The sequence below is a fragment of the Roseateles saccharophilus genome, assembly GCF_004342485.1.
In the GTDB taxonomy this organism is placed as follows: Bacteria; Pseudomonadota; Gammaproteobacteria; order Burkholderiales; family Burkholderiaceae_C; genus Pelomonas; species Pelomonas saccharophila.
Window position 1 is genome coordinate 115,380 of sequence record NZ_SMBU01000007.1, and the last position, 17,409, is coordinate 132,788.

Consider the following 17,409-nt stretch of genomic DNA (forward strand, 5'->3'; position numbering starts at 1 on the left):
CATGCCCGACCTCAGCGCCTTCCCCATCACGAAGAAATGGCCCGCCGCCCACCCGGAGCGCCTGCAGCTCTACTCCCTGCCCACGCCCAACGGCGTGAAGGTGAGCATCATGCTGGAGGAGACGGGCCTGGCCTACGAGCCGCATCTGGTCAGCTTCGACAGCGGCGACCAGCGCAGCCCGGAGTTCGGCTCGCTGAACCCGAACCTCAAGATCCCCGCCATCCTCGACCCCGACGGCCCGGGCGGCGCACCGCTGCCGCTGTTCGAGAGCGGCGCCATCCTGGTCTACCTGGCCGACAAGACCGGCCAGCTGCTGCCCGCGGAGCCCGCCCGGCGCTACGAGGCGCTGCAGTGGCTGATGTTCCAGATGGGCGGCATTGGGCCGATGTTCGGCCAGGTCGGCTTCTTCCACAAATTCGCCGGCAAGGACTACGAGGACAAGCGCCCGCGCGACCGCTATGCCGCCGAGGCGCGCCGCCTGCTGGGCGTGCTCGACGCCCACCTGAAGGGCAGGGCCTGGCTGCTGGGCGACGAATACAGCATCGCCGACATCGCCACCTGGCCCTGGGTCAACAACCTGATCGGCTTCTACGGCGCGCGCGACCTCGTCGGCTACGACGACTTCCGCGAGGTCGACCGCGTGCTGCAGGCCTTCCTCGCGCGCCCGGCCGTGCAGCGCGGGCTCAGGATCCCGGCGCGGGGCTAAGGCACGCAGCCCGCCGGCAGCGGCTCGCCGTCGTCGCGGCTCAGCACGCCTTGCGGGCCGTGGCAGAACTCGATGCGCCGCGCCGCGGGCCAGCGCTGCATCGCGAAGGCTTCCAGGCTGGCGGGCAGGCTGGTCTGCACGGCGCCGGCATCGAGTTGCTCAGCCGGGTGGTCGCCGAAATGCAGCCAGGGCACGAAGCGGCCGGCCAGCATCAGCCAGGGCGAGGCATGCACGGGCTCGGGCGCATAGCCCTCGCGCCGTAGCCAGGCCTGGGCGTCCTCGCGGGTCGTGCTGCCCGCCGTGGCGGCCGCGATCAGCTCGGCCACCCACTGGTTGCAGTTCTGGAACATCGGGCTGAACGGGTAGGCGTTGGCGCTGTAGCGCGCGTTCAGCAGGCCGAGGGCGAGACCCCTGTCCAGCGTCGCCGCGGCCAGCGGCGCTGCAGCCTCGGGCGGCAGCAGCAGCAGGCTGACGAAGCCCACGTCCGCGTCGTCGCTGCCCGACACGAAGCCCGCAAGGCCCTGGTCGAACAGGCGCGGCGCGCCTTCGGCGCAGGCGTAGTAGAGCTGGCGCACCGCCCAGGGGCTGCCCAGGCCGTCGGGTAGCGTGATGCCGGCATGCGAGTAGCGCAGGCCGAAGCGCGACAGGTCGGTGCCCGAGCGCGAGATCAGCGCGGCCTGGGCGCCTGAGCCGGCCAGCACCTCGCGGATGGCGGCCGCGAAGCGCAGCAGACGGTCCTGCTGCGCGGCCGTGATGTCGTGGCTGCGGTCGCAGCCGCGCGGCGGCGAGCCGGCCTGGGCGCCGCCGGCGGCCAGCGCGAGGGCGGCGGCCGCGGCGAAGCGGAGGATCAAGGCGTGACGACGCGCGCCGCCAGCTCGCGATGCCAGGCGTCTTCCAGCACGAGGTAGAAGGCCTGGCCGGTGTCGGCATGCGCGAACGCGATGCCATAGGGCTGGGGCGTGGCCTGCACCTCGTCGCCGATGTTGACGGTGCGCGCGGCCAGGGCCTGCTGGGGCAGGGTCAGCTCGACCGGCTCGGCGCCATCGCGCCTGAGCGTCAGGCGCAACTTGCCGGCCTCGTCGGCGCGGGCCACCTCGGTGACGCGGTAGCGGCCCTCGGCATGGCGTTCGCCGCCGCTGCTGCTGCCGGAGGACTGCTTGAAGGAGTCGGACACGCTGCCGGACGAGGCCGAGCCGGCGCCGGCGGCGGAGGAGACGAAGGAGTCGGCCTGCGCAGCCGTGGCGGCGACGGCCGAGGCAAGGGCCAGGGTGGTGATGAGGACGAGGCGCATCGTGGGGCTCGCGGGTGATGGAACGACAGGCCAACGATAGCGCGCCCGGCCGTCGCGCCGTTGACAGCCGGCCGCGGGCCCCGCTACTTCGGCGCGTCCAGCTTCAGGATCCAGCCCACCAGCAGGCGTGCGTCGGCCTCCTTGATCGCGACCTCGTTGGGCGGCATGGCCAGGCCGCTGACCTTGCCCTTCCAGTGGCTGCTGTAGGGGTTGGAGCCGGTCATCACGGTGCGCGTCAGCTGGTTCTGGGCGTCGGCCACGCTACGGTACTTGGTCGCCACGTCGCGCCAAGCGGGGCCGATGGGCGCGAGGCCCTCGGGGCCCTTGGCGCCGGGCTCGATGTGGTGGCAGGTCATGCAGCCGCTGCCGGTGGCCAGCTTGAGCATGGCGGCGTCCTCGGCGGCCGGCGCGGCCCAGACCGGCAACGCCGTGATCGACAGGGCGAGCAGCGAAAGGAGGCGTGATTTCATGAGGTTCTCTCCGTGGATGAAAGCCGTTTTCGCCTGCAGGCTAGGCAGGCCTAACTGAGCCAGCTTTGACAATCGTCAACCGCGCCGGCGGAATTGCCATCGTGGAACAGGCGCATGGCGTCGTGGCCACGGGGGTGCTCCGGCGTGGAGCAGTACGAACGGCTGCCGGTGTCGCGCTTGGGTACAGCGCGCATGCCTGGTTGGCGCTGAAACCGCCGCCACCTAACGCCAGGATGACTGGCGTCCGCCTCATCCGCCCCGTTGGTGCATCACAACGCGGCGGCCCCATCCCGCTTGCGCCAGGCTGCCGACGCCCCCATCATTCGCTCCCCATTGCCGACGGCGCCCACGACAGCGCCCGCATGACGGAGATCCCTCTTATGTCCTCCCTGTTCATCTCGACCATCGACTGAACACGGTTCCCGAGCCCCGGCCGGACCGTGTCTGTTCCCAGATACGGCCTCAGACCGCGTGGCGTGCAAAGCCTCGCCTCCAAAGAGCCGGGGCTTTTGCTTTTCGGAAACCGAATGAGTGACCAACTCCGTTCCCGCGCCTTGCAAGAAGGCCGGGTCAAGGCCTTGCGCCGCATGAAACAGCCGATGACGCTGGTGCTCGAAGCGAGCCCCGGCGCGCGCGCCATGGTCCAGCGTGGCCTGCGTGGCGCCGGCCAGCACATCCAGAGTCGCGGCGCCCAGCGCCGTGCCGACCGCGTGGCGCTGCAGGCGCTGCTGCGAAGAAAGGATTGGGATGAGTGATTCCCAGAACGAACTGCGCGCGCAGCTGGCGCAGAAGAACCAGCAGCTGCAGGCCATTGCCACCCAGCTCAAGACCGAGCTTTTTGGCATCGACCCCATCATCGACCGCGTCATCGATTCGGTGCGTGCCTGGTATGTGCTGCCCGAGCTCGTCTCGCGGCCCGTCATCGTCTGCCTTTGGGGCCTGACCGGTACCGGCAAGACCCAGCTCGTGCGCCGCCTGGCGCAGTTGCTGGGTTTTTACGACCGCTTCGTCGAAGTGCAGATGGACGGCTTCTCCAACGGTGCGGGCTGGCGCGGTGCACAGAGCATCTCGGGCATGCTGGCCCAGTCCGGCGTGCGTGAGGGCGAGCCAGGCATCCTCGCGCTCGACGAGTTCCAGCGCTTTCGCACTATCGACAACAAGCGCGGCGAGGTACGCGTCGAGCGCTACCAGGACGTCTGGGCCCTGCTGTCCGATGGCCGTCTGCCGCCGGCGCTATCGCTGCTGGGTGATATCGAATCAGCCATTGCCGAGGCGGCCTTCGACGCCGAACGCGCCGACGCCGCCGACGCCGGGCTGCGCTTCAAGCTGCGCAGCTGGGAGGCCCAGGAGCTGCAGCGTCAGCTCAAGCTCGACGCGCCGCTGCTGGAGATCATGGCCTGGACACCTGAGCAGATCCAGCAGCGCCTGCGCGCCTTCCACGAGAGCGGGCAGCAGCAGTGGGAGACCGACTACAGCCGCCTGCTCGTGTTCGTCTGCGGCAATCTCGACGAGATGTACGAGGAGCTCGCCACCAGTGTGGACGACTGCGACAGCGATGCCGACACCTTCCACTCACTGACTGGCAAGCTGAGCGTCATCGACGTCAAGCAGGCGCTGAACAGGCGCTTCAAGCCCGAGCAGGTGGCACGCTTGGGTAACGAGCATGTGATCTACCCCTCGCTGTCGCGTCGCGCCTACGAGCAGTTGATCGAGCAGGACTGTGCCCGCTATGCCCGCGAGACTGAGGCACATTGCGGCCTGCACTTCGAGCTGGCCGCCAGCGTGCGCGAGCAGATCTACGCCAACGCCGTCTTCCCCGCCCAGGGCACCCGGCCGCTGTTCTCGTCGCTTCATGCCATCCTCGGTGCGGGCCTGGCCAAGGCCGCGCTGTGGGCGCTGGAGCGCGGAGCGGTGGCTGGCGACGGCGTGGGCCTCACCGCGGATGGTCGCAGCCTGGTCGTGCACTGGCGCGGCCAGTCGCAGGCCATCGCCGCGCCCTTCGAGATCAGCCGCCTGCGCCAGCGCAGCAACGCCGACTTCCGCGCGCTGCTGGCCGTGCACGAGGCCGGCCACGGCTTGGTGCACGCATTGCTGTTTGACCGTGCGCCGACCGAGATCAAGATCCATGTGGCCAGCTTCGAGGGCGGCTACAACGCCTACACCTCGCGCAAGGTCTGGTCGAGCCGGAACCTGCTCGACTCCATCTGCACCAGCCTCGCCGGCCGTGCCGCCGAACTGCTCGTCTTCGGGCCGGAGATGAGCTCCAGCGGTGCCGAGAGCGACCTGCGCAAGGCCACGGAAGCGGCAGCGCGCATGCTGCGCCACCTCGGTCACGGCGCGCGTATCGGCCGCGTCGACGTGTCGGTCGACAGCGAGGACAACCTTTGTACCGACGTAGAGGCCAGCAACGCGCCCATCGAGGCGCTGCTGCAGGCCGAGCACGCGCGCGCAACGCAGCTGCTCGAAATCCATCGGGGCGCATTGCTAGCATTGGTGGACGAGTTGCTGGCGCATGGCCAGGTTACGCCGGACAGGTTCGCGACCGTGGTGGGGCTGCCGCTGGGCAGGCCCGAGGACGCGCTCGACCCTTACGCGCAGAAGCTGGCGGCGTTCCGCGCGCAGAGGCTGGAGAGGCTGCGGGCCTAGTCAGCGGTATTGATCCCAGGCCGGCCGCGCCAACGCCGCCAGCATCGCCACGCCCGTGTAGTGGCCGACGATCTGGGTCATCTCGATCAGCGTGGGCTCGTCGAAGTGCTCGCGCAGCGCCGCCCAGGTCGCGTCGTCCACGTCTATGCGCGCGACGAGGCCATCCACCAGGCGCAGCGCGGCGAGCAGGGCCGGCGTCCACAGCGTCGGGTCCGGCGCGGGCCGGCGCAGGTCGTCGATCTGCGCGCTGTTCAGGCCCATGCGACGCGAGATCGTCTGCTCGTGCAGGTTGAACTCGTAGCCGCAGCGCGTGGCGGCGCAGGTGCGCAGGATCAGCGCCTCGCGCAGCAGCGGCGGCAGGCGCCGGCGGTCCGCCAGGCCCGTGGGGCCGAGAAAGCCGCTGTCCACCATCTCCTTGAACAGCTCGGCGTGGCGGGCCACGGTCAGGAAGATCTGCGGTGGCGGCGTGCCGGCGGGCAGCAGCCGGGCCATGCGTTCGGCAAGCTCGGGCGGCAGCGGCAGGGGTTGGGGCGCAATGCGGGGCGAATGTGCTGAGGTGTTCATGCTTCGAAATCAGAAGCGTTGGGTGATCGGACTCTAGTCGGATCTGCTTCTAAAATCAAAGCAATGACGACGAAACGCCTGGCCCGGCTCGCGGCGGCCGAGAGCCCACCCTCGGGCAAGGACGCCATCAATGCGGCGCTGGAGCTCTTCCAGCGTCGCTGGACGCTGCGCATCCTGTGGGAGCTGCGTGCCGAGGATGCGAGCCTGAACTTCCGCGCGCTGCAGGCCGCCTGCGGCGACCTGTCGGCCTCGGTGCTGAACCAGCGCCTGACCGAGCTGCGCGAGGCCCTGCTCGTCGAGCACGACGCGGGCAGCGGCTACCGGCTTGGCGCCCAGGGGCGGTCGTTGCTGGTGGCGATTGCGCCGCTGCTGCAATGGGCGCCCAGGTGGGCGCGCGAGGTGCAGAAGGCCGGCAACGCGGGCTGACACCGACGCCGGCCTTGGCGGGCCGAGCGCCGGGCCGCCCCAAGCCGGCCCGCGTTGGCGATGTGCTTGCGGCTCGACGCCGCAAGCATCGCCGTCCCCGCGGGGGCTGAGGCCGGACACATTGCGCCCAGCGGGCGCGATGCGCCAGCCGAAGGGCTGCGGCGCAAGTCGCAGCGCGGTCTGCAAGACCGGTCAGGCGCGCCCGCGTTCAGCGCGGCGGGACTGGACGAGGGGCTGTGATTCAGGCCGCCACCCGCACCGCCAGCCGCGCCCGCTCGATGGCGGCCAGCAGGGCCCCCTCGGAGAAGGGCTTGCCGAGCAGTTGGGTCACGCCGGCGGCGGCGGCGGCTTCCTGCTTGTCGTCGGAGGACGTGATCATCAGCACCGGCAGCGCGGCCGTGGCGGCGGCGGCGCGCACCTGGCGGGTCAGCTCGAAGCCGTCGATGCCGGGCATCTCGACGTCGGTGATCAGCACATGCGGGCGCTCGGCGGCCATCAGCGCCAGCGCCTGCTCGCCGCTCTCGGCCAGGGCCACGCGGTAGCTCTTGGTGGCCAGCAGGCGGCTGAGCTTGACGCGCACGATCTTGGAGTCGTCGGCCACCAGCACCAGGGTTTCGTCGGCACGCAGCTCGCGGGTGGCTGCTGCTGCTGCCGCCTGCTGCGCGGCCCGTTCGCGTGCGAGGCGCTCGGCCTCGCCACGGGCCGCCGCGGCTTCGGCTGCCGCGCGCTGCGCTGCGGCCTCCTGCTCTGCGCGTTCGCGGGCCAGGCGCTCGGCTTCCGCGCGGGCTGCGGCCTCGGCGGCCAGGCGGTCCAGCTCGGCGGCCCGGGCGGCCTCCCATTCGGCCCGTTCGCGGGCCTCGATCTCGGCGGCGATGCGTGCGGCCTCGGCTGCGGCGGCCTGGCGGGCAGCTTCTTCGGCAGCCTCGCGCTCGGCTTGTTCGCGCGCCCGGCGTTCGGCTTCGGCGCGGGCCGATGCCTCGGCGGCGGCCCGGGCGGCTTCGGCCTCCTCGGCGCGGCGGGCAGCTTCGCGGGCTTCGAGTTCCTCGCGGGCCTGGCGTTCGGCTTCTTCCTGGGCGCGGCGCTCGGCCTGGCGGCGGACCTGGGCCTCCTCGGCCTCACGCTGGGCAGCTTGGGCGGCTTGCTGCTCGGCCTGCTGCTGGGCCTCACGCTCGCCGGCCTCGGCGGGGGCGGCCATCTCGGCGGCCAGGCGCTGGGCGCGGGCCACATGCTCGGCCTGTTCCAGCGCCAGGCGCTGGGCCTCGCGGTGGGCGGAAGCCTCGCGCACGCGCTGCTGGCGCCGCCGGCCCAGCCACAGCAGCCAAACAAACACCGCCGCGAGCGCGGCGCCCAGGATCCAGATCAACAGCTCATTCATCGTCGGGGAGGCCACACGTGCAGCGAACACCACATCATCGGGCCCAAGGATGGCAGCTTAGCGAAGAGCGGCGGGGCTGGCGCCGGTCATGGGCGCTTGCGCGGCAGTTTTGCTCGCTCGGGGCGGCGCCCCGGCCTGCAGCGAGAAGGCCACGCGCGCCCATCGGCCGCGTCCGTCCAGCGCCGTCAGCGCGTGGGCGCCGGCCTGTTGCAGCGTCAGCAGCTGCAGCGCGCCGGCTTTGTCGTTGCTGCCAACGAGCTGGCCGTCGAGCAGCCAGTTGACGCCTTGCTGTGCGCCGATGGCCTGCAGGCGCAGCGTCACGTCGCGCTGCCCCGGCGCGGGGCGCAGCACGGTGCCGGGCTCCAGGCCGACGATGCGCAGGGCCTGCGACGTCGCGGTGCGCGGCGCGCAGCCGGCAGCCCAGGGCAGGCGCTCGACGGGGTCGAGCTGGGTGGCATCCAGAAAAGGCCCGAGCAGCGTGGGCCAGCGCAGGGCCTCGACGGGCGTTGCGCTGGCGGCGCAGTCGGGGCGCACGCGTGTCTTGCCCTGGGTCCACGCGGCCTCGACGAGGCCGCCGGGCTGCAGCCGGTCCGGCAGCGTCGGCGGCGCGGCGCCGTCCAGCGTCCAGGCGGTGCGGCGCTGTAGGCAGTGGTCGGGCCGGGTTGCGGCCTCGGCCAGGCCCAGCGGCCAGCAGATGGCGACGGCGCGCACGCTGCCGGGCTGGCGGCGCGGGGCCAGTTGTTGCCTGGCCTCGGCCGGGCCCAGGGCCGCGGCGATGTCGCGCAGCAGCGGCGCCGAGGTGTTGGCGCCGAAATGGCCGGGGTTGGGCGTGCCGTCGGGCCGGCCGACCCAGACGCCGAAGGTGTAGCGGTCCGTCACGCCCAGGGCCCAGGCGTCCCGGAAGCCGAAGCTGGTGCCGGTCTTCCAGGCCACGCGCTGGTTGCTTTCGCGGAACGGGCTGCCGGGCCGGCCGCCGTTCTCCAGGATCTCGCGCACGATGAAGGCGGCGCCCTCGCTCATCAGCCGCACCTCCTGGGCGGGCGCCTCGGGCGTGAGGCGCGGCCGGCCGGCGAGACCGCCCCGGGCCAGCGCCGTGTAGGCGCCGACCAGCTCCTCCAGCGAGGTGCTGCCGCCGCCGAGGATGAGGCTGAGGTTGGGCGCCGCGTTGGCCGGCATGCGCAGCCGCAGGCCCGCGTGGCGCAGCCGGCCGGCGAAGCGCTCGGGGCCGAGGCGGTCCAGCAGGTCCACGGCGGGCACGTTCAGCGAGCGCTGCAGCGCCTCGGACACGCTGACCGGCCCCGAGAAATCCGCCTGGAAGTTGCCAGGCGCATAGCCGCCGAAGTTCTGCGGCGCGTCGATGAGCAGGCTCTCGGAATGGATCAGGCCCTCGTCCAGCGCCATGCCGTAGAGGAAGGGCTTGAGCGTCGAGCCCGGCGAACGCTGGGCGCGCACCATGTCGACGTGGGAGCCGCGGCGCGCATCGCCGAAGTCGGCCGAGCCGACATAGCCGCGCACCTCCAGCGTGCGGTTGTCGACGACGAGGGCCGCCATCGAATTGGCCTCGGGCAGCGTGTTCAGCCGGTCGGTCAGCAGCTGCTCCAGGCGGGCCTGCAGGCCGGCGTCCAGCGTCGTCTGGATGACGGCTTCCGATTTGCCCTCGCGGCGGGCCTGCTGGCGCAGCCGCTCGGCCGCCAGCGGGGCCAGCCAGCGGGCGCGCAGCGGCGGCGCGAAGACGCGCTCCAGCTTGGCGTCGGCCACCTCGGCGGCGGGCCAGACGTGCAGGGTCTGCATGCGCGTCAGCACCTTGTCGCGCGCGGCCTGGGCGGCCTGCACGGCACGGTCGGGGCGCAGCCGGGTGGGCGACTGCGGCAGCGCGACGAGCAGCGCAGCCTCCGCGGGCGACAGCTCGGCCGCGCCCTTGCCGAGGTAGGCGCGGCTGGCCGTCTCCACGCCCTCCAGCGGCCCGCCCATCGGTGCGAGGTTCAGGTAGAGGGTCAGGATCTCGCGCTTGCTGCAGTGGAGTTCGAGCTGCAGCGCGCGGGCGATCTGGCGCAGCTTGGCCGGCACGCTGCGGCCGGCGGCTTTGTCGTCCACCAGCCGCGCGACCTGCATCGTCAGCGTGGACCCGCCCGACACGATGCGCCCATGCCGCGCCCACTGCCAGGCCGCGCGCGCCAGCGCCACCGGGTTCACGCCCGGGTGCCAGCGGAACCAGCGGTCCTCGTAGTGCAGCAGCGCCTCCAGGTAGCGCGGCGACACGGCCTCGGGCGTCGTCGGCTGGCGCTGCGCGCCGTCCTCGCTCGCCCAGCTGCGCAGCGGCGTGCCGTCGGCGGCCAGCACGGTCAGCGTGGGGGAGTCGGCCGCGGGCCGGGGCAGCGGGAAGGCGAAGTCCAGCGCGAGGACGGCCAGCAGCAGCGCGGCGAGGGTGAGTTCGAAGCGGCGCAGGCGGCGAGGGCTTGGCATGCCCGTCGTTTGTGCTGTCGGCACTCAGGCCGGATGCATGGGTTGGGCCACCAGGCGCACGCCGAGCGCCGCGCAGACGCGGCTCACCGTGTCAAAGCGCGGCTCGCTGCCGGGCCGGAGCGCCTTGTACAGCGCCTCACGCGTGATGCCCGATTCCTTGGCGATCTGCGTCATGCCGCGAGCGCGGGCGATATCGCCGAGCGCGGCAGCCAGCAGCGCCGGATCGTTCTCTTCCAGAACCGCCGTGAGGTAGGCCGCCAGTTCTCCTTCGCTGTTCAGGTACTCGGCGGCATCGAACTCGGGCAGCTCGGAAACCTTGATCTTCTGGGTCATCGTTCAATCCTCCAGGGAGCGGGCCAGCTTGATGGCCCGGCTGATGTCGGCAAGCTGCATCGACTTGTCGCCACCGCCCAGCATGACGATCAGCGTGTTGCCCCGCAGGACGTAGTACATGCGCCAGCCCGGACCGAAGTGCGCGCGCATCTCGTACACCCCTTCGCCAACAGCTTCCATGTCGCCGAGATTGCCCAGTTGCACCTTGCGCAGCCGCTTGATGAGACTGCCTGACGAGGCCATCCTTCAGGCCCCTGAGCCAGTCCGAGAAGGGCTCGAGCCGCCTCACGGTGTACGTCATCGGCGAACTGTAATCGAACGATTACACAAACTCAAGAAAGCCGTGGCAAGCAAATGCGGCGCGAATTGTTCAGCGCGGGCTGGACGCGGCCCGCATCGCTCGCACCGTCTGCAGCTCGGCCTTCAGCCACTGCGCACTCTCCACCGGTGCCTTGCTGCCCGCGCAGCGCACGAGATAGGGCTTGCCGCTCATGCTGCTGTCGGACGCGCCGCGCTCGATGAACTGCTCGGGGGTCTGCACCATGTCCTTCCCCTCCAGGTAGTCCAGCTTCTTCAGCAGGTGCGCCTTGGCCTCGGCGCCGGTGTACCAGCTGCCGTTGCGGTTGAACTCGCAGCCGGAGGCCTGCAGGCGGTTCAGCAGGGCGTTGACCTCGGCGCGGGCGGCCGGAGGCAGCGGGGCGGCGATGGCTTCACCGGCAGCGGCAAGCAAGGCGAGCGAGGCAAAAAAAGCGGGGGCGATACGCACCGTTCAGCGTCCGTGAGGCCAGGTCGAGCGCTTGGTGGGGCCCTTGGCGGCCTTGCCCTTGGCCGCCCACAGCCTGTAGGCCGCCGGCGTCAGCTCGCGCTTCAGCAGGGCCACCAACTGGCCGTGGCCGATGCCGTGCTCCAGCATCACCTTGTCATAGGGCGGCCGGTCATCCCAAGCGGTGGCGATCACGCGCTTGATTTCTTCGGGGCTGAGTTTGGGAGCGGGTTTGGCCATGGGGGATTGTGTGTCGCCTTCAGCTGCTGAAGCTGGCGCAGTCGCTAGCTCGCCAGCCGGGCTCAGTCGCGCAATGATCCACGGACTCGGCCACGCCTTCCTTGATGGGCTTGCGCATGTCCGGCACGGTCAACAGGTGCAGCGTATTCCGGATGGCGCGCCAGTCTTCTGAGGACCGCAGCAGCTGGGTCGGCATGGTTTGTTGGGAGTTGCTCCGTTCACCCCGACCCACCTGGTTTGAACTTCCGCAGAAATCCGGGTCTCAAATATCAAGTTGCGGCCATCCTGTCTCCAGCACTTCCACCGCCCTTCTTGCATCGACGATCGGGATGCCCTGATAACTCCCCAGTGGCAACAAGTCGCGCCGGTCGCCCGTCGCGATCAATTCCACCGTGCCCGCCAAGGCCGCAGCGAGGACATGATCGTCATCGGGGTGCGCTGGGCACAACGCTCGGCGTTTCGGCAGGCGTGACGACGAGGGCGATCCGGCGCAGGTTGTCGACGACGGCTTGCGCGGTTAGCCCAACCTGTTCGAGCCGAGCCGCGAATTTGGGCCGATTGAGCAGGTCGAGCAACTCAGCCAGCAACACCTCGCTGGTGCAAAGCTCGAAATCGCCCGCCAAGGCGCTCAACAGCAAGCGCCGAGGCAGCCCGCCTGCGATGACGCCCGAGACGAGCAGATTTGTGTCGAGCAATAGCCGCACGATGCCTGCCGCCGCTCAGGCGCCTTGGGGGCTGCGCCTTTGCGCGCGCCGCCTGGATCTCGGCTTCGACCTCGTCGTCGCTGACGGGCGGCAGCTCCAGCCCATCCAGCCTCGCCAGGCCAGCGGTGAGGCGCTGCGCGGCCGCGGCGCGTTCCTCGCGCGCGGTCAGGAAGTCGACGAAATCCATGACCTCGGCGACGCGGTTCGGTGGCAGCTTCTTCAGCCGCTCGATCAATTGGGCTTCGATCGCTGTCATGAATCACTCCTCAGGGCATGGGCCCATCGTGCGGATGGTAAGAGGGTCGGCCTTGGCGAGCTCACTTCTTGTCCACCACGTTGATCTCCCCCTCCCCCTTCCCAATCCCCCTCACCTCCGGCCGATACATATCCTCCGCAAAAGTCGCCGGCACCACATAGCGCCCCGGCGTCACCGCCCGCACCAGGTAGAACATCTCCAGCGGCTGCCCCAGCTGGGCCGCGGCCACGAAGCGGTCGTCGCGGTATTCGGTGTGCACGATGCGCTCGTTCGCATTCGCCTGGGCCACGTTGACGCCCTCCACCGTGAACTCGCCGGCCTGGGGGCCCTGGCTGAGGTTGAGGTTCTCGATCTCGAAGCCGGCCGGGATGCGGTCCACGACCAGGCCGTCCTTGATGGCCTGGCTGGCCTTCACGCGCAAGCGCACGACGAACATCTCGCCGGTGCTGAACTGGCGCGCCGTCACGGGCTTGCCGTCGGTCGTGAACATCGCGCGCTCCACCGAGATGCGGTCGCTGCTGGGCGCCGGCGGCTTGACGGGATAGCCCTGGGCGGTGATGTCGACGAAGAGCGGTGCGCTGCCGTCGTTCTTCAGCGCAATGCCTGACTTGAGCTGCGCGGCCGCAAAGCTCTGCTGGCCCACGCCGTTGCCGGTCCAGGGCTCGGCCTTGGCGCCGACGGTGACGGCAGTCTTCCAGCTGTCGTCCTTGGTGGCGCCCGCGGCCTGCACGGCCAGGAACAGGGCCAGGCGCTCCTGCGTGGAGTAGTAGTTGCGGCGGCTGAAGTCGTCGGACAGGTCGAACAGCAGGTTCTCGCGGCGCTCGTGCTGCACCTTGTGGCGCAGCAGCAGCGCATAGGCCAGCGCCCGGTCGCGCACGCGCGAGCCGTAGTCGCCCAGCCACTGGCCCCACCAAGTGTTGCCCAGGTCTTCGGGCTGGTAGCCGTAGCCGCGGGCCATCGCGTCGTCGAGCGCCACCTTGGCGCGGGGCTCGTCGCCCATGGCTTTCAGCGCCAGGCTGAGCTGCACCAGCGGCAGCGGCGACAGCGCATTGGCGCGGTACTGGTCGTGCAGCGTGCGCAGCGTGGCCAGCGGCGCCTTCTGCTCGCGGGCCAGGATGTAGCCGGCGTGCGCGGCCTCGGCAAAGCGCTGGTGGGCGATGCGCAGCAGCTCGGCGTCGCGGTAGTCGCTGAGGTGGCCCTTGTCGTCGCGCCTGGGGGCCTTGGGTGGCACGGTCTGCTGGGCGGGGCTGCGCTGGAACTGCTCCAGCAGGTTGTCCAGCGAGCGCTTCAGCATGGCCTCGGGCACGGCGAAGCCGGCGTCGCGCGCGTCCTGCAGGAAGCCGGTGACGTAGGCGCTCAGCCAGGCTTCGTAGGGGCTGCTGGCCGCCCACAGGCCGTAGCCGCCCTTGGGCTGCTGCATGCCGGCCAGGCGGGCGAAGGCGCTGTCCAGCCGCTTGGCGCGCTCCTCGCGCGGCACCGGCGTCATGCCCCAGCGCTTGGCGGCCTCGTCGTCGATGAAGACCAGGGGGTAGGCGCTGGAGGTGGTCTGCTCCAGGCAGCCGTAGGGGTACATCAGCAGGCCCTGCACCTGATCCTTGATGTCGATGGGCGGCGTGTTGGAGACGGTCAGCGCCACGCTGGCCGAGCCGGCCCAGTAGGCGTCCAGCAGGGCCTTGTCCAGCGCCTGCGTGGCGCCGGGCTCCAGGCGCAGTCGGCGGCTCTCGCGCGTCAGCGGCGTGACGGGCTGCACCTGCAGCGCGGCCTGGCGCGTCAGGCTCAGGGCCCCGGCGCCGACCTTGACCTCGATGGGCGCCAGGCCGTAGGCGTCCAGTGCCTCGGCCTGGAAGCGCAGGATCTGGCGCTGCTTGTCGGCGAGCTTGACCGGCTCGGTCGAACCGGTGATGCGCACGGGCCCGCTGGAAGACACGGCCACCTTGACCTCCTGCGGCGCGCCGCTGAGGTTGGTCACGTCGAGCGCGATGGTGGCTTTGTCGCCGGGCGACACGAAGCGCGGCATGTTCAGCTCGGCCACCAGCGGCGCGGCGACGACGGTCTCGGCCTGCGCCGACGCATAGCTGTCGGCGCTGCTGACCACGGCCATCACGCGCAGCGTGCCGTTGAAGTCGGGCAGCTTCAGGTTGATGGTGGCTTCGCCTTTGGCGTCCAGCGCCACGGGGCCGCTGAACAGGTCCACCAGCAGCAGCTTGCGCGGCATGGACTGCGAATCGCGCTTGCCCGCATCGCCGCCGAAGCGCTGCTTGGCCGCATTGCCCTCCATCTTCTCGATGAGGCGGCCGTAGAGGTCCAGCATGTCGGCGCCAAACCGGTGCTTGCCGAAGAAGAAGTCCTGCGGGTCGGGCGTCTTGAAGTTGGTGATGTTCAGGATGCCCACGTCCACCGCGCTGACGGTGACGATGGCCGCCTTGCCGGCCAGCGCGGGGACCTTGACGCCCACGGTCAGCGGCGTGGACGGCACGGCCTTGGCCGGCGCGGTCAGTGTCACTTTCGGCTTGCGGTCTTCGCGGTTCAGCGGCAGGTGCACCAGGCCCAGCGCGCGGGCCGGCGTTACGCGGTCGCCCTCGCTGCCGGGGCGGAAGGCGGCGACGGTGACGTAGAGGTCGTGCCGCGCCCAGGCGGCGTCGCTCGAAATCGGGATCTCCAGGTCGGTGCCCGAGGCCTTCACGCCGATGCGCCTGGCCCACAGCACGCGGTCGCCTTCCACCGTGACGATGGCCTCGCCGTCGTGCGGCGGCTTGATGGCGAGCTTGGCCACGTCGCCCGGCTTGAAGGGCGCGCCCTGCAGCTTGAGCTGCACGCGGTCGGGGCGGTTGCCGACATCGTCGGCATCCTGCGCGCCGTAGCCGGCATAGAAGGCGTAGCGCGTGGTCAGCTTGGACTCGGGGTCGGTGACTTCCAGCCGGTAGCGGCCCCAGCGCACGGGCAGGCTGATCTTCGTGCGTGCGTTCAGCGCCAGCGTGCGCGCCTCCACCAGCTCCTCGCTCACGTTGAAGCCGGAGTTCCAGCCGCGGCCGTCGTCATAACGCCAATACCACTGGCGCTCCTCGTAGACGAGTTTCAGGTCCAGCGCCTTGGCCGGCCTGAACTGGCCCTTGGCGTCCACGCGCACCAGCTCGAACTCGGCGAGCGAGCCCTCGGCGGCCACGTTACGGTCGAACAGCGGGCGCACGCCCACCAGCACCGGCGCGGGCCACCACACGCGCTCCAGCGCGCGCACGACCGGCCGGCCGCCGCTCTCTAGCAGGCTGAAGGCCGCGCGCAGCTTCATCGGCGACTTGCGTTCGGCGAGCTGGGGCGCCAGCGTCATCTCGGCGTGGCCCTGCTCGTCGAGGTCCTGGGCTTCCAGGTCCTGGCGGTTCTTGGCCTTGTCGTCGTCCAGCGTGCCGAAGATGAAGCCGGGCAGCTGCTGCGGCAGCGGGTTCAGCAGCCGTTCGCTGTAGGCGCTGGCCTGCAAGCGGTTGCCGGCAGCGGGCGCGCCGTAGAGGTAGTCGCCCTGCACCTGCACCGGCAGCGCGCCGTCGCCGCTCATCGGGCCTTCGGCGGCGGTCAGCGTGAGCTTCATGCGCTCGGGCAGGAACTCCTCGACCTTGAAGGCCCATTGCGCATCGGGCACCTTGGCGCCGGGGTCGATGCGGGCCTGGACCGTCCAGCCGCCGGTGGGCGCATCGGCCGGCAGCGTGATGCCCTGCTGGTAGTAGCCGGTGCCCGCCTTGTTGGGCTGAACCAGCTGCTCGACGAGCTTGCTGCCGTCGGGCTTCTTGACCGTGATGGTGATGGGCAGGGGCTTGGGCTGAGGCTTGCCGTCGGCGTCGCGCGCCAGCACGGAGAGCTGGAAGTTCTCGCCCGGCCGGTAGAGGTCGCGGCCGGCGTAGACGAAGAGCTTGTTGTTGCGCGACGGGTAGCCCGTGGCCTCGAACTCGGTCAGATCCAGCGCGGCGTCGCGCAGCGACAGCACGGACATCTCCTTGCCCTCACGCCGCGCCAGCACCGCGCGGGCCTTGTCGCTGTTGCCGTTGAAGACCGCATGGCCGTCGCCGTCGCTCTGGGCCTGGGCTAGCACCTTGCCGGCGTCGTCCACCAGGCTCAGCTCGATGCCCGACATCGCCTTGCCGCTCTTCAGCGAGGTCGTGAACACGTCCAGCTGGGCGGCATGGCGGCGCAGGTGCAGGCCGATGTCGGTGACGTAGTAGTGCGTGACCTGGTAGTCCCAGCCGAAGCGGCCGGGCGTGTTCATCACCGCGATGTAGATGCCGGGCTCCTGCAGTTCCTTGATGCCCTCCACGGGCAGGAAGCTGACGTTGCGGCGGTTGGGGCGCGGGTCGGTCGTGAAGCGGGTGATGTAGACGCTGTCGCTCATCGCGCGCAGCTCGTCCAGCACCCAGCCGCCCACGGTGCCCTTGAGGCGACGCTGGTTGTCGCTGTAGCCGTCGTAGTAACAGCCGCCCTCGCAGTCGTCCTCGCCGGCCTGGGCGTTGCGCTCGCGCCGCCCGCCCACCTGCTCCAGGAAGGCCGGCAGCGAGGCCGGCTTGATGCGCAGGAACTGCACGTCCACCTCGGGCGTGTTGACGGTGACGATGGGCAGGCCGCCGTTCTGGCCCGCCGGCAGCACCAGGCCCTTGCTGGCGAAGTAGTAGCTCTGCGGCATGGCCTCGCTGACGGCCTCGCAGCTCTGCGGCGTGGCCAGCTTGGCGCCGCCGCGGGACGCGATATCGGCCGTCAGCGCAATGCGGTAACTGCGGTCCGGCGTGACATAGGGCAGGTAGAGCACGCGCGGGTTGTCGGCCAGCACCCAGCGTGCGGCCAAGGGCTTGAAGCTGGCGTCGGCCGGCGCTGTCTTTTTCTCGCTGCTGCCGTCGTCCTTGACCTTGGGCGCGTCGCCCTCGCTGGCCGTCAGCAGCTTGGCGAAGTCCTGCTTGCCGTCCAGCGGCTGCGTGAAGACGACGGCGATGGCCGGCGAGCCGTCGAACAGCCGCGCGCGGCACTCGGTGAACGCGAACGCCTGCTCACTGCCGATGTCGGCGCTGTTGGGCAGGCTGGGCGCCTTGGCGTGCTGCCAGGCGAAATACCCCGCCACGGCCGCGCCGGCCACGGCCACCGCCGCAGCAGCGGCCTTCACGATGCTGGAAGCCATCCGAATCCCTCACAGAGTGCGGG

Annotated in this window: 19 protein-coding genes; 4 read left to right on the forward strand and 15 right to left on the reverse strand. The window is 70.7% G+C overall.

Annotated elements, in window-relative coordinates; genetic code table 11:
- Position 1 precedes the first annotated feature (1 nt).
- The gene (locus tag EV671_RS08255) at positions 2 to 706 is read left to right on the forward strand and encodes a glutathione binding-like protein (protein WP_132570825.1); all 705 of its coding nucleotides are present in this window, start codon (positions 2 to 4) and stop codon (positions 704 to 706) included.
- Here the strand turns inward: EV671_RS08255 and EV671_RS08260 are convergent.
- The 3 genes from EV671_RS08260 to EV671_RS08270 form a co-directional block, all read right to left on the reverse strand.
- Positions 703 to 1,557 carry a DUF2145 domain-containing protein gene (locus tag EV671_RS08260; RefSeq protein ID WP_243655648.1) on the reverse strand — a complete coding sequence of 285 codons (855 nt, stop codon included), beginning with the start codon at positions 1,555 to 1,557 and terminating at the stop codon, positions 703 to 705. The two genes, EV671_RS08255 and EV671_RS08260, sit on opposite strands and share 4 nt — an antisense overlap.
- Positions 1,554 to 1,997, reverse strand: a complete 444-nt coding sequence (locus EV671_RS08265; protein WP_132570826.1) for a hypothetical protein — start codon at positions 1,995 to 1,997, stop codon at positions 1,554 to 1,556. Before EV671_RS08265 ends, EV671_RS08260 begins: the two co-directional genes overlap by 4 nt.
- An 83-nt stretch (positions 1,998 to 2,080) precedes the next feature.
- Entirely contained in the window at positions 2,081 to 2,467 is a 387-nt protein-coding gene (locus tag EV671_RS08270) for a c-type cytochrome (RefSeq protein WP_132570827.1), read from the reverse strand.
- 527 nt (positions 2,468 to 2,994) lie between these two features.
- Here EV671_RS08270 and EV671_RS08275 point away from each other — a divergent pair.
- Together EV671_RS08275 and EV671_RS08280 are read left to right on the forward strand one after the other, a co-directional pair.
- Positions 2,995 to 3,222 (forward strand): hypothetical protein, encoded by a 228-nt coding sequence (locus EV671_RS08275; RefSeq protein ID WP_132570828.1) that lies wholly within the window; start codon positions 2,995 to 2,997, stop codon positions 3,220 to 3,222.
- A complete protein-coding gene (locus tag EV671_RS08280; RefSeq protein WP_132570829.1) occupies positions 3,215 to 5,113 on the forward strand; it encodes an AAA family ATPase in 1,899 nt (632 codons plus the stop codon). The genes EV671_RS08275 and EV671_RS08280 overlap by 8 nt, the downstream gene beginning before the upstream one ends.
- Here the strand turns inward: EV671_RS08280 and EV671_RS08285 are convergent, their stop codons facing one another.
- Positions 5,114 to 5,677: a carboxymuconolactone decarboxylase family protein gene (locus tag EV671_RS08285; protein ID WP_132570830.1), complete on the reverse strand. Its 564-nt coding sequence runs from the start codon at positions 5,675 to 5,677 to the stop codon at positions 5,114 to 5,116.
- Positions 5,678 to 5,740: 63 nt separating this feature from the next.
- Here EV671_RS08285 and EV671_RS08290 point away from each other — a divergent pair, with 63 nt between their 5' ends.
- Positions 5,741 to 6,103, forward strand: a complete 363-nt coding sequence (locus EV671_RS08290; protein ID WP_132570831.1) for a winged helix-turn-helix transcriptional regulator — start codon at positions 5,741 to 5,743, stop codon at positions 6,101 to 6,103.
- A gap of 241 nt (positions 6,104 to 6,344) precedes the next feature.
- Here EV671_RS08290 and EV671_RS08295 read toward each other — a convergent pair whose 3' ends face one another.
- The 11 genes from EV671_RS08295 to EV671_RS08335 all read right to left on the reverse strand — a co-directional run bounded on the left by EV671_RS08295 (position 6,345) and on the right by EV671_RS08335 (position 17,386).
- Positions 6,345 to 7,478, reverse strand: a complete 1,134-nt coding sequence (locus EV671_RS08295) for a response regulator (protein WP_132570832.1) — start codon at positions 7,476 to 7,478, stop codon at positions 6,345 to 6,347.
- A 57-nt stretch (positions 7,479 to 7,535) separates the two neighbouring features.
- Entirely contained in the window at positions 7,536 to 9,941 is a 2,406-nt protein-coding gene (gene pbpC / locus EV671_RS08300; protein WP_132570833.1) for a penicillin-binding protein 1C, read from the reverse strand.
- A 24-nt stretch (positions 9,942 to 9,965) separates the two neighbouring features.
- Positions 9,966 to 10,274, reverse strand: coding sequence for an addiction module antidote protein (locus EV671_RS08305; protein WP_132570834.1), 309 nt, complete (start codon positions 10,272 to 10,274; stop codon positions 9,966 to 9,968).
- A gap of 3 nt (positions 10,275 to 10,277) precedes the next feature.
- On the reverse strand, positions 10,278 to 10,517 hold the full coding sequence (locus tag EV671_RS08310; protein WP_338139930.1) for a type II toxin-antitoxin system RelE/ParE family toxin: 240 nt from the start codon (positions 10,515 to 10,517) through the stop codon (positions 10,278 to 10,280).
- A gap of 127 nt (positions 10,518 to 10,644) precedes the next feature.
- The gene (locus tag EV671_RS08315) at positions 10,645 to 11,004 is read right to left on the reverse strand and encodes a YfeK family protein (protein ID WP_243655649.1); all 360 of its coding nucleotides are present in this window, start codon (positions 11,002 to 11,004) and stop codon (positions 10,645 to 10,647) included.
- Between the two features lie 39 nt (positions 11,005 to 11,043).
- Positions 11,044 to 11,277 carry a DUF2805 domain-containing protein gene (locus EV671_RS08320; protein WP_132570835.1) on the reverse strand — a complete coding sequence of 78 codons (234 nt, stop codon included), beginning with the start codon at positions 11,275 to 11,277 and terminating at the stop codon, positions 11,044 to 11,046.
- 19 nt (positions 11,278 to 11,296) lie between these two features.
- Entirely contained in the window at positions 11,297 to 11,473 is a 177-nt protein-coding gene (locus EV671_RS26690; protein WP_165917504.1) for a hypothetical protein, read from the reverse strand.
- A gap of 66 nt (positions 11,474 to 11,539) precedes the next feature.
- On the reverse strand, positions 11,540 to 11,668 hold the full coding sequence (locus tag EV671_RS27720) for a hypothetical protein (protein ID WP_277592361.1): 129 nt from the start codon (positions 11,666 to 11,668) through the stop codon (positions 11,540 to 11,542).
- A gap of 34 nt (positions 11,669 to 11,702) precedes the next feature.
- Positions 11,703 to 11,972 (reverse strand): PIN domain-containing protein, encoded by a 270-nt coding sequence (locus EV671_RS27955; protein ID WP_165917505.1) that lies wholly within the window; start codon positions 11,970 to 11,972, stop codon positions 11,703 to 11,705.
- The gene (locus EV671_RS27300) at positions 11,854 to 12,237 is read right to left on the reverse strand and encodes a DUF2281 domain-containing protein (RefSeq protein ID WP_243655651.1); all 384 of its coding nucleotides are present in this window, start codon (positions 12,235 to 12,237) and stop codon (positions 11,854 to 11,856) included. The genes EV671_RS27955 and EV671_RS27300 overlap by 119 nt, the downstream gene beginning before the upstream one ends.
- A 61-nt stretch (positions 12,238 to 12,298) precedes the next feature.
- Positions 12,299 to 17,386, reverse strand: a complete 5,088-nt coding sequence (locus EV671_RS08335; protein WP_132570837.1) for an alpha-2-macroglobulin family protein — start codon at positions 17,384 to 17,386, stop codon at positions 12,299 to 12,301.
- Positions 17,387 to 17,409 lie beyond the last annotated feature (23 nt).

Coding starts and splice junctions, on each gene's coding strand:
- EV671_RS08285 (WP_132570830.1), bottom strand. CDS start 5,677: ATGAACACCTCAGCACATTCGCCCCGCATTGCGCCCCAACCCCTGCCG.
- EV671_RS08265 (WP_132570826.1), bottom strand. CDS start 1,997: ATGCGCCTCGTCCTCATCACCACCCTGGCCCTTGCCTCGGCCGTCGCC.
- EV671_RS08310 (WP_338139930.1), bottom strand. CDS start 10,517: ATGGCCTCGTCAGGCAGTCTCATCAAGCGGCTGCGCAAGGTGCAACTG.
- EV671_RS08305 (WP_132570834.1), bottom strand. CDS start 10,274: ATGACCCAGAAGATCAAGGTTTCCGAGCTGCCCGAGTTCGATGCCGCC.
- EV671_RS08280 (WP_132570829.1), top strand. CDS start 3,215: ATGAGTGATTCCCAGAACGAACTGCGCGCGCAGCTGGCGCAGAAGAAC.
- EV671_RS08295 (WP_132570832.1), bottom strand. CDS start 7,478: ATGAATGAGCTGTTGATCTGGATCCTGGGCGCCGCGCTCGCGGCGGTG.
- EV671_RS08255 (WP_132570825.1), top strand. CDS start 2: ATGCCCGACCTCAGCGCCTTCCCCATCACGAAGAAATGGCCCGCCGCC.
- pbpC (WP_132570833.1), bottom strand. CDS start 9,941: ATGCCAAGCCCTCGCCGCCTGCGCCGCTTCGAACTCACCCTCGCCGCG.
- EV671_RS08335 (WP_132570837.1), bottom strand. CDS start 17,386: ATGGCTTCCAGCATCGTGAAGGCCGCTGCTGCGGCGGTGGCCGTGGCC.
- EV671_RS08270 (WP_132570827.1), bottom strand. CDS start 2,467: ATGAAATCACGCCTCCTTTCGCTGCTCGCCCTGTCGATCACGGCGTTG.
- EV671_RS08290 (WP_132570831.1), top strand. CDS start 5,741: ATGACGACGAAACGCCTGGCCCGGCTCGCGGCGGCCGAGAGCCCACCC.
- EV671_RS08320 (WP_132570835.1), bottom strand. CDS start 11,277: ATGGCCAAACCCGCTCCCAAACTCAGCCCCGAAGAAATCAAGCGCGTG.
- EV671_RS27300 (WP_243655651.1), bottom strand. CDS start 12,237: ATGACAGCGATCGAAGCCCAATTGATCGAGCGGCTGAAGAAGCTGCCA.
- EV671_RS26690 (WP_165917504.1), bottom strand. CDS start 11,473: ATGCCGACCCAGCTGCTGCGGTCCTCAGAAGACTGGCGCGCCATCCGG.
- EV671_RS08275 (WP_132570828.1), top strand. CDS start 2,995: ATGAGTGACCAACTCCGTTCCCGCGCCTTGCAAGAAGGCCGGGTCAAG.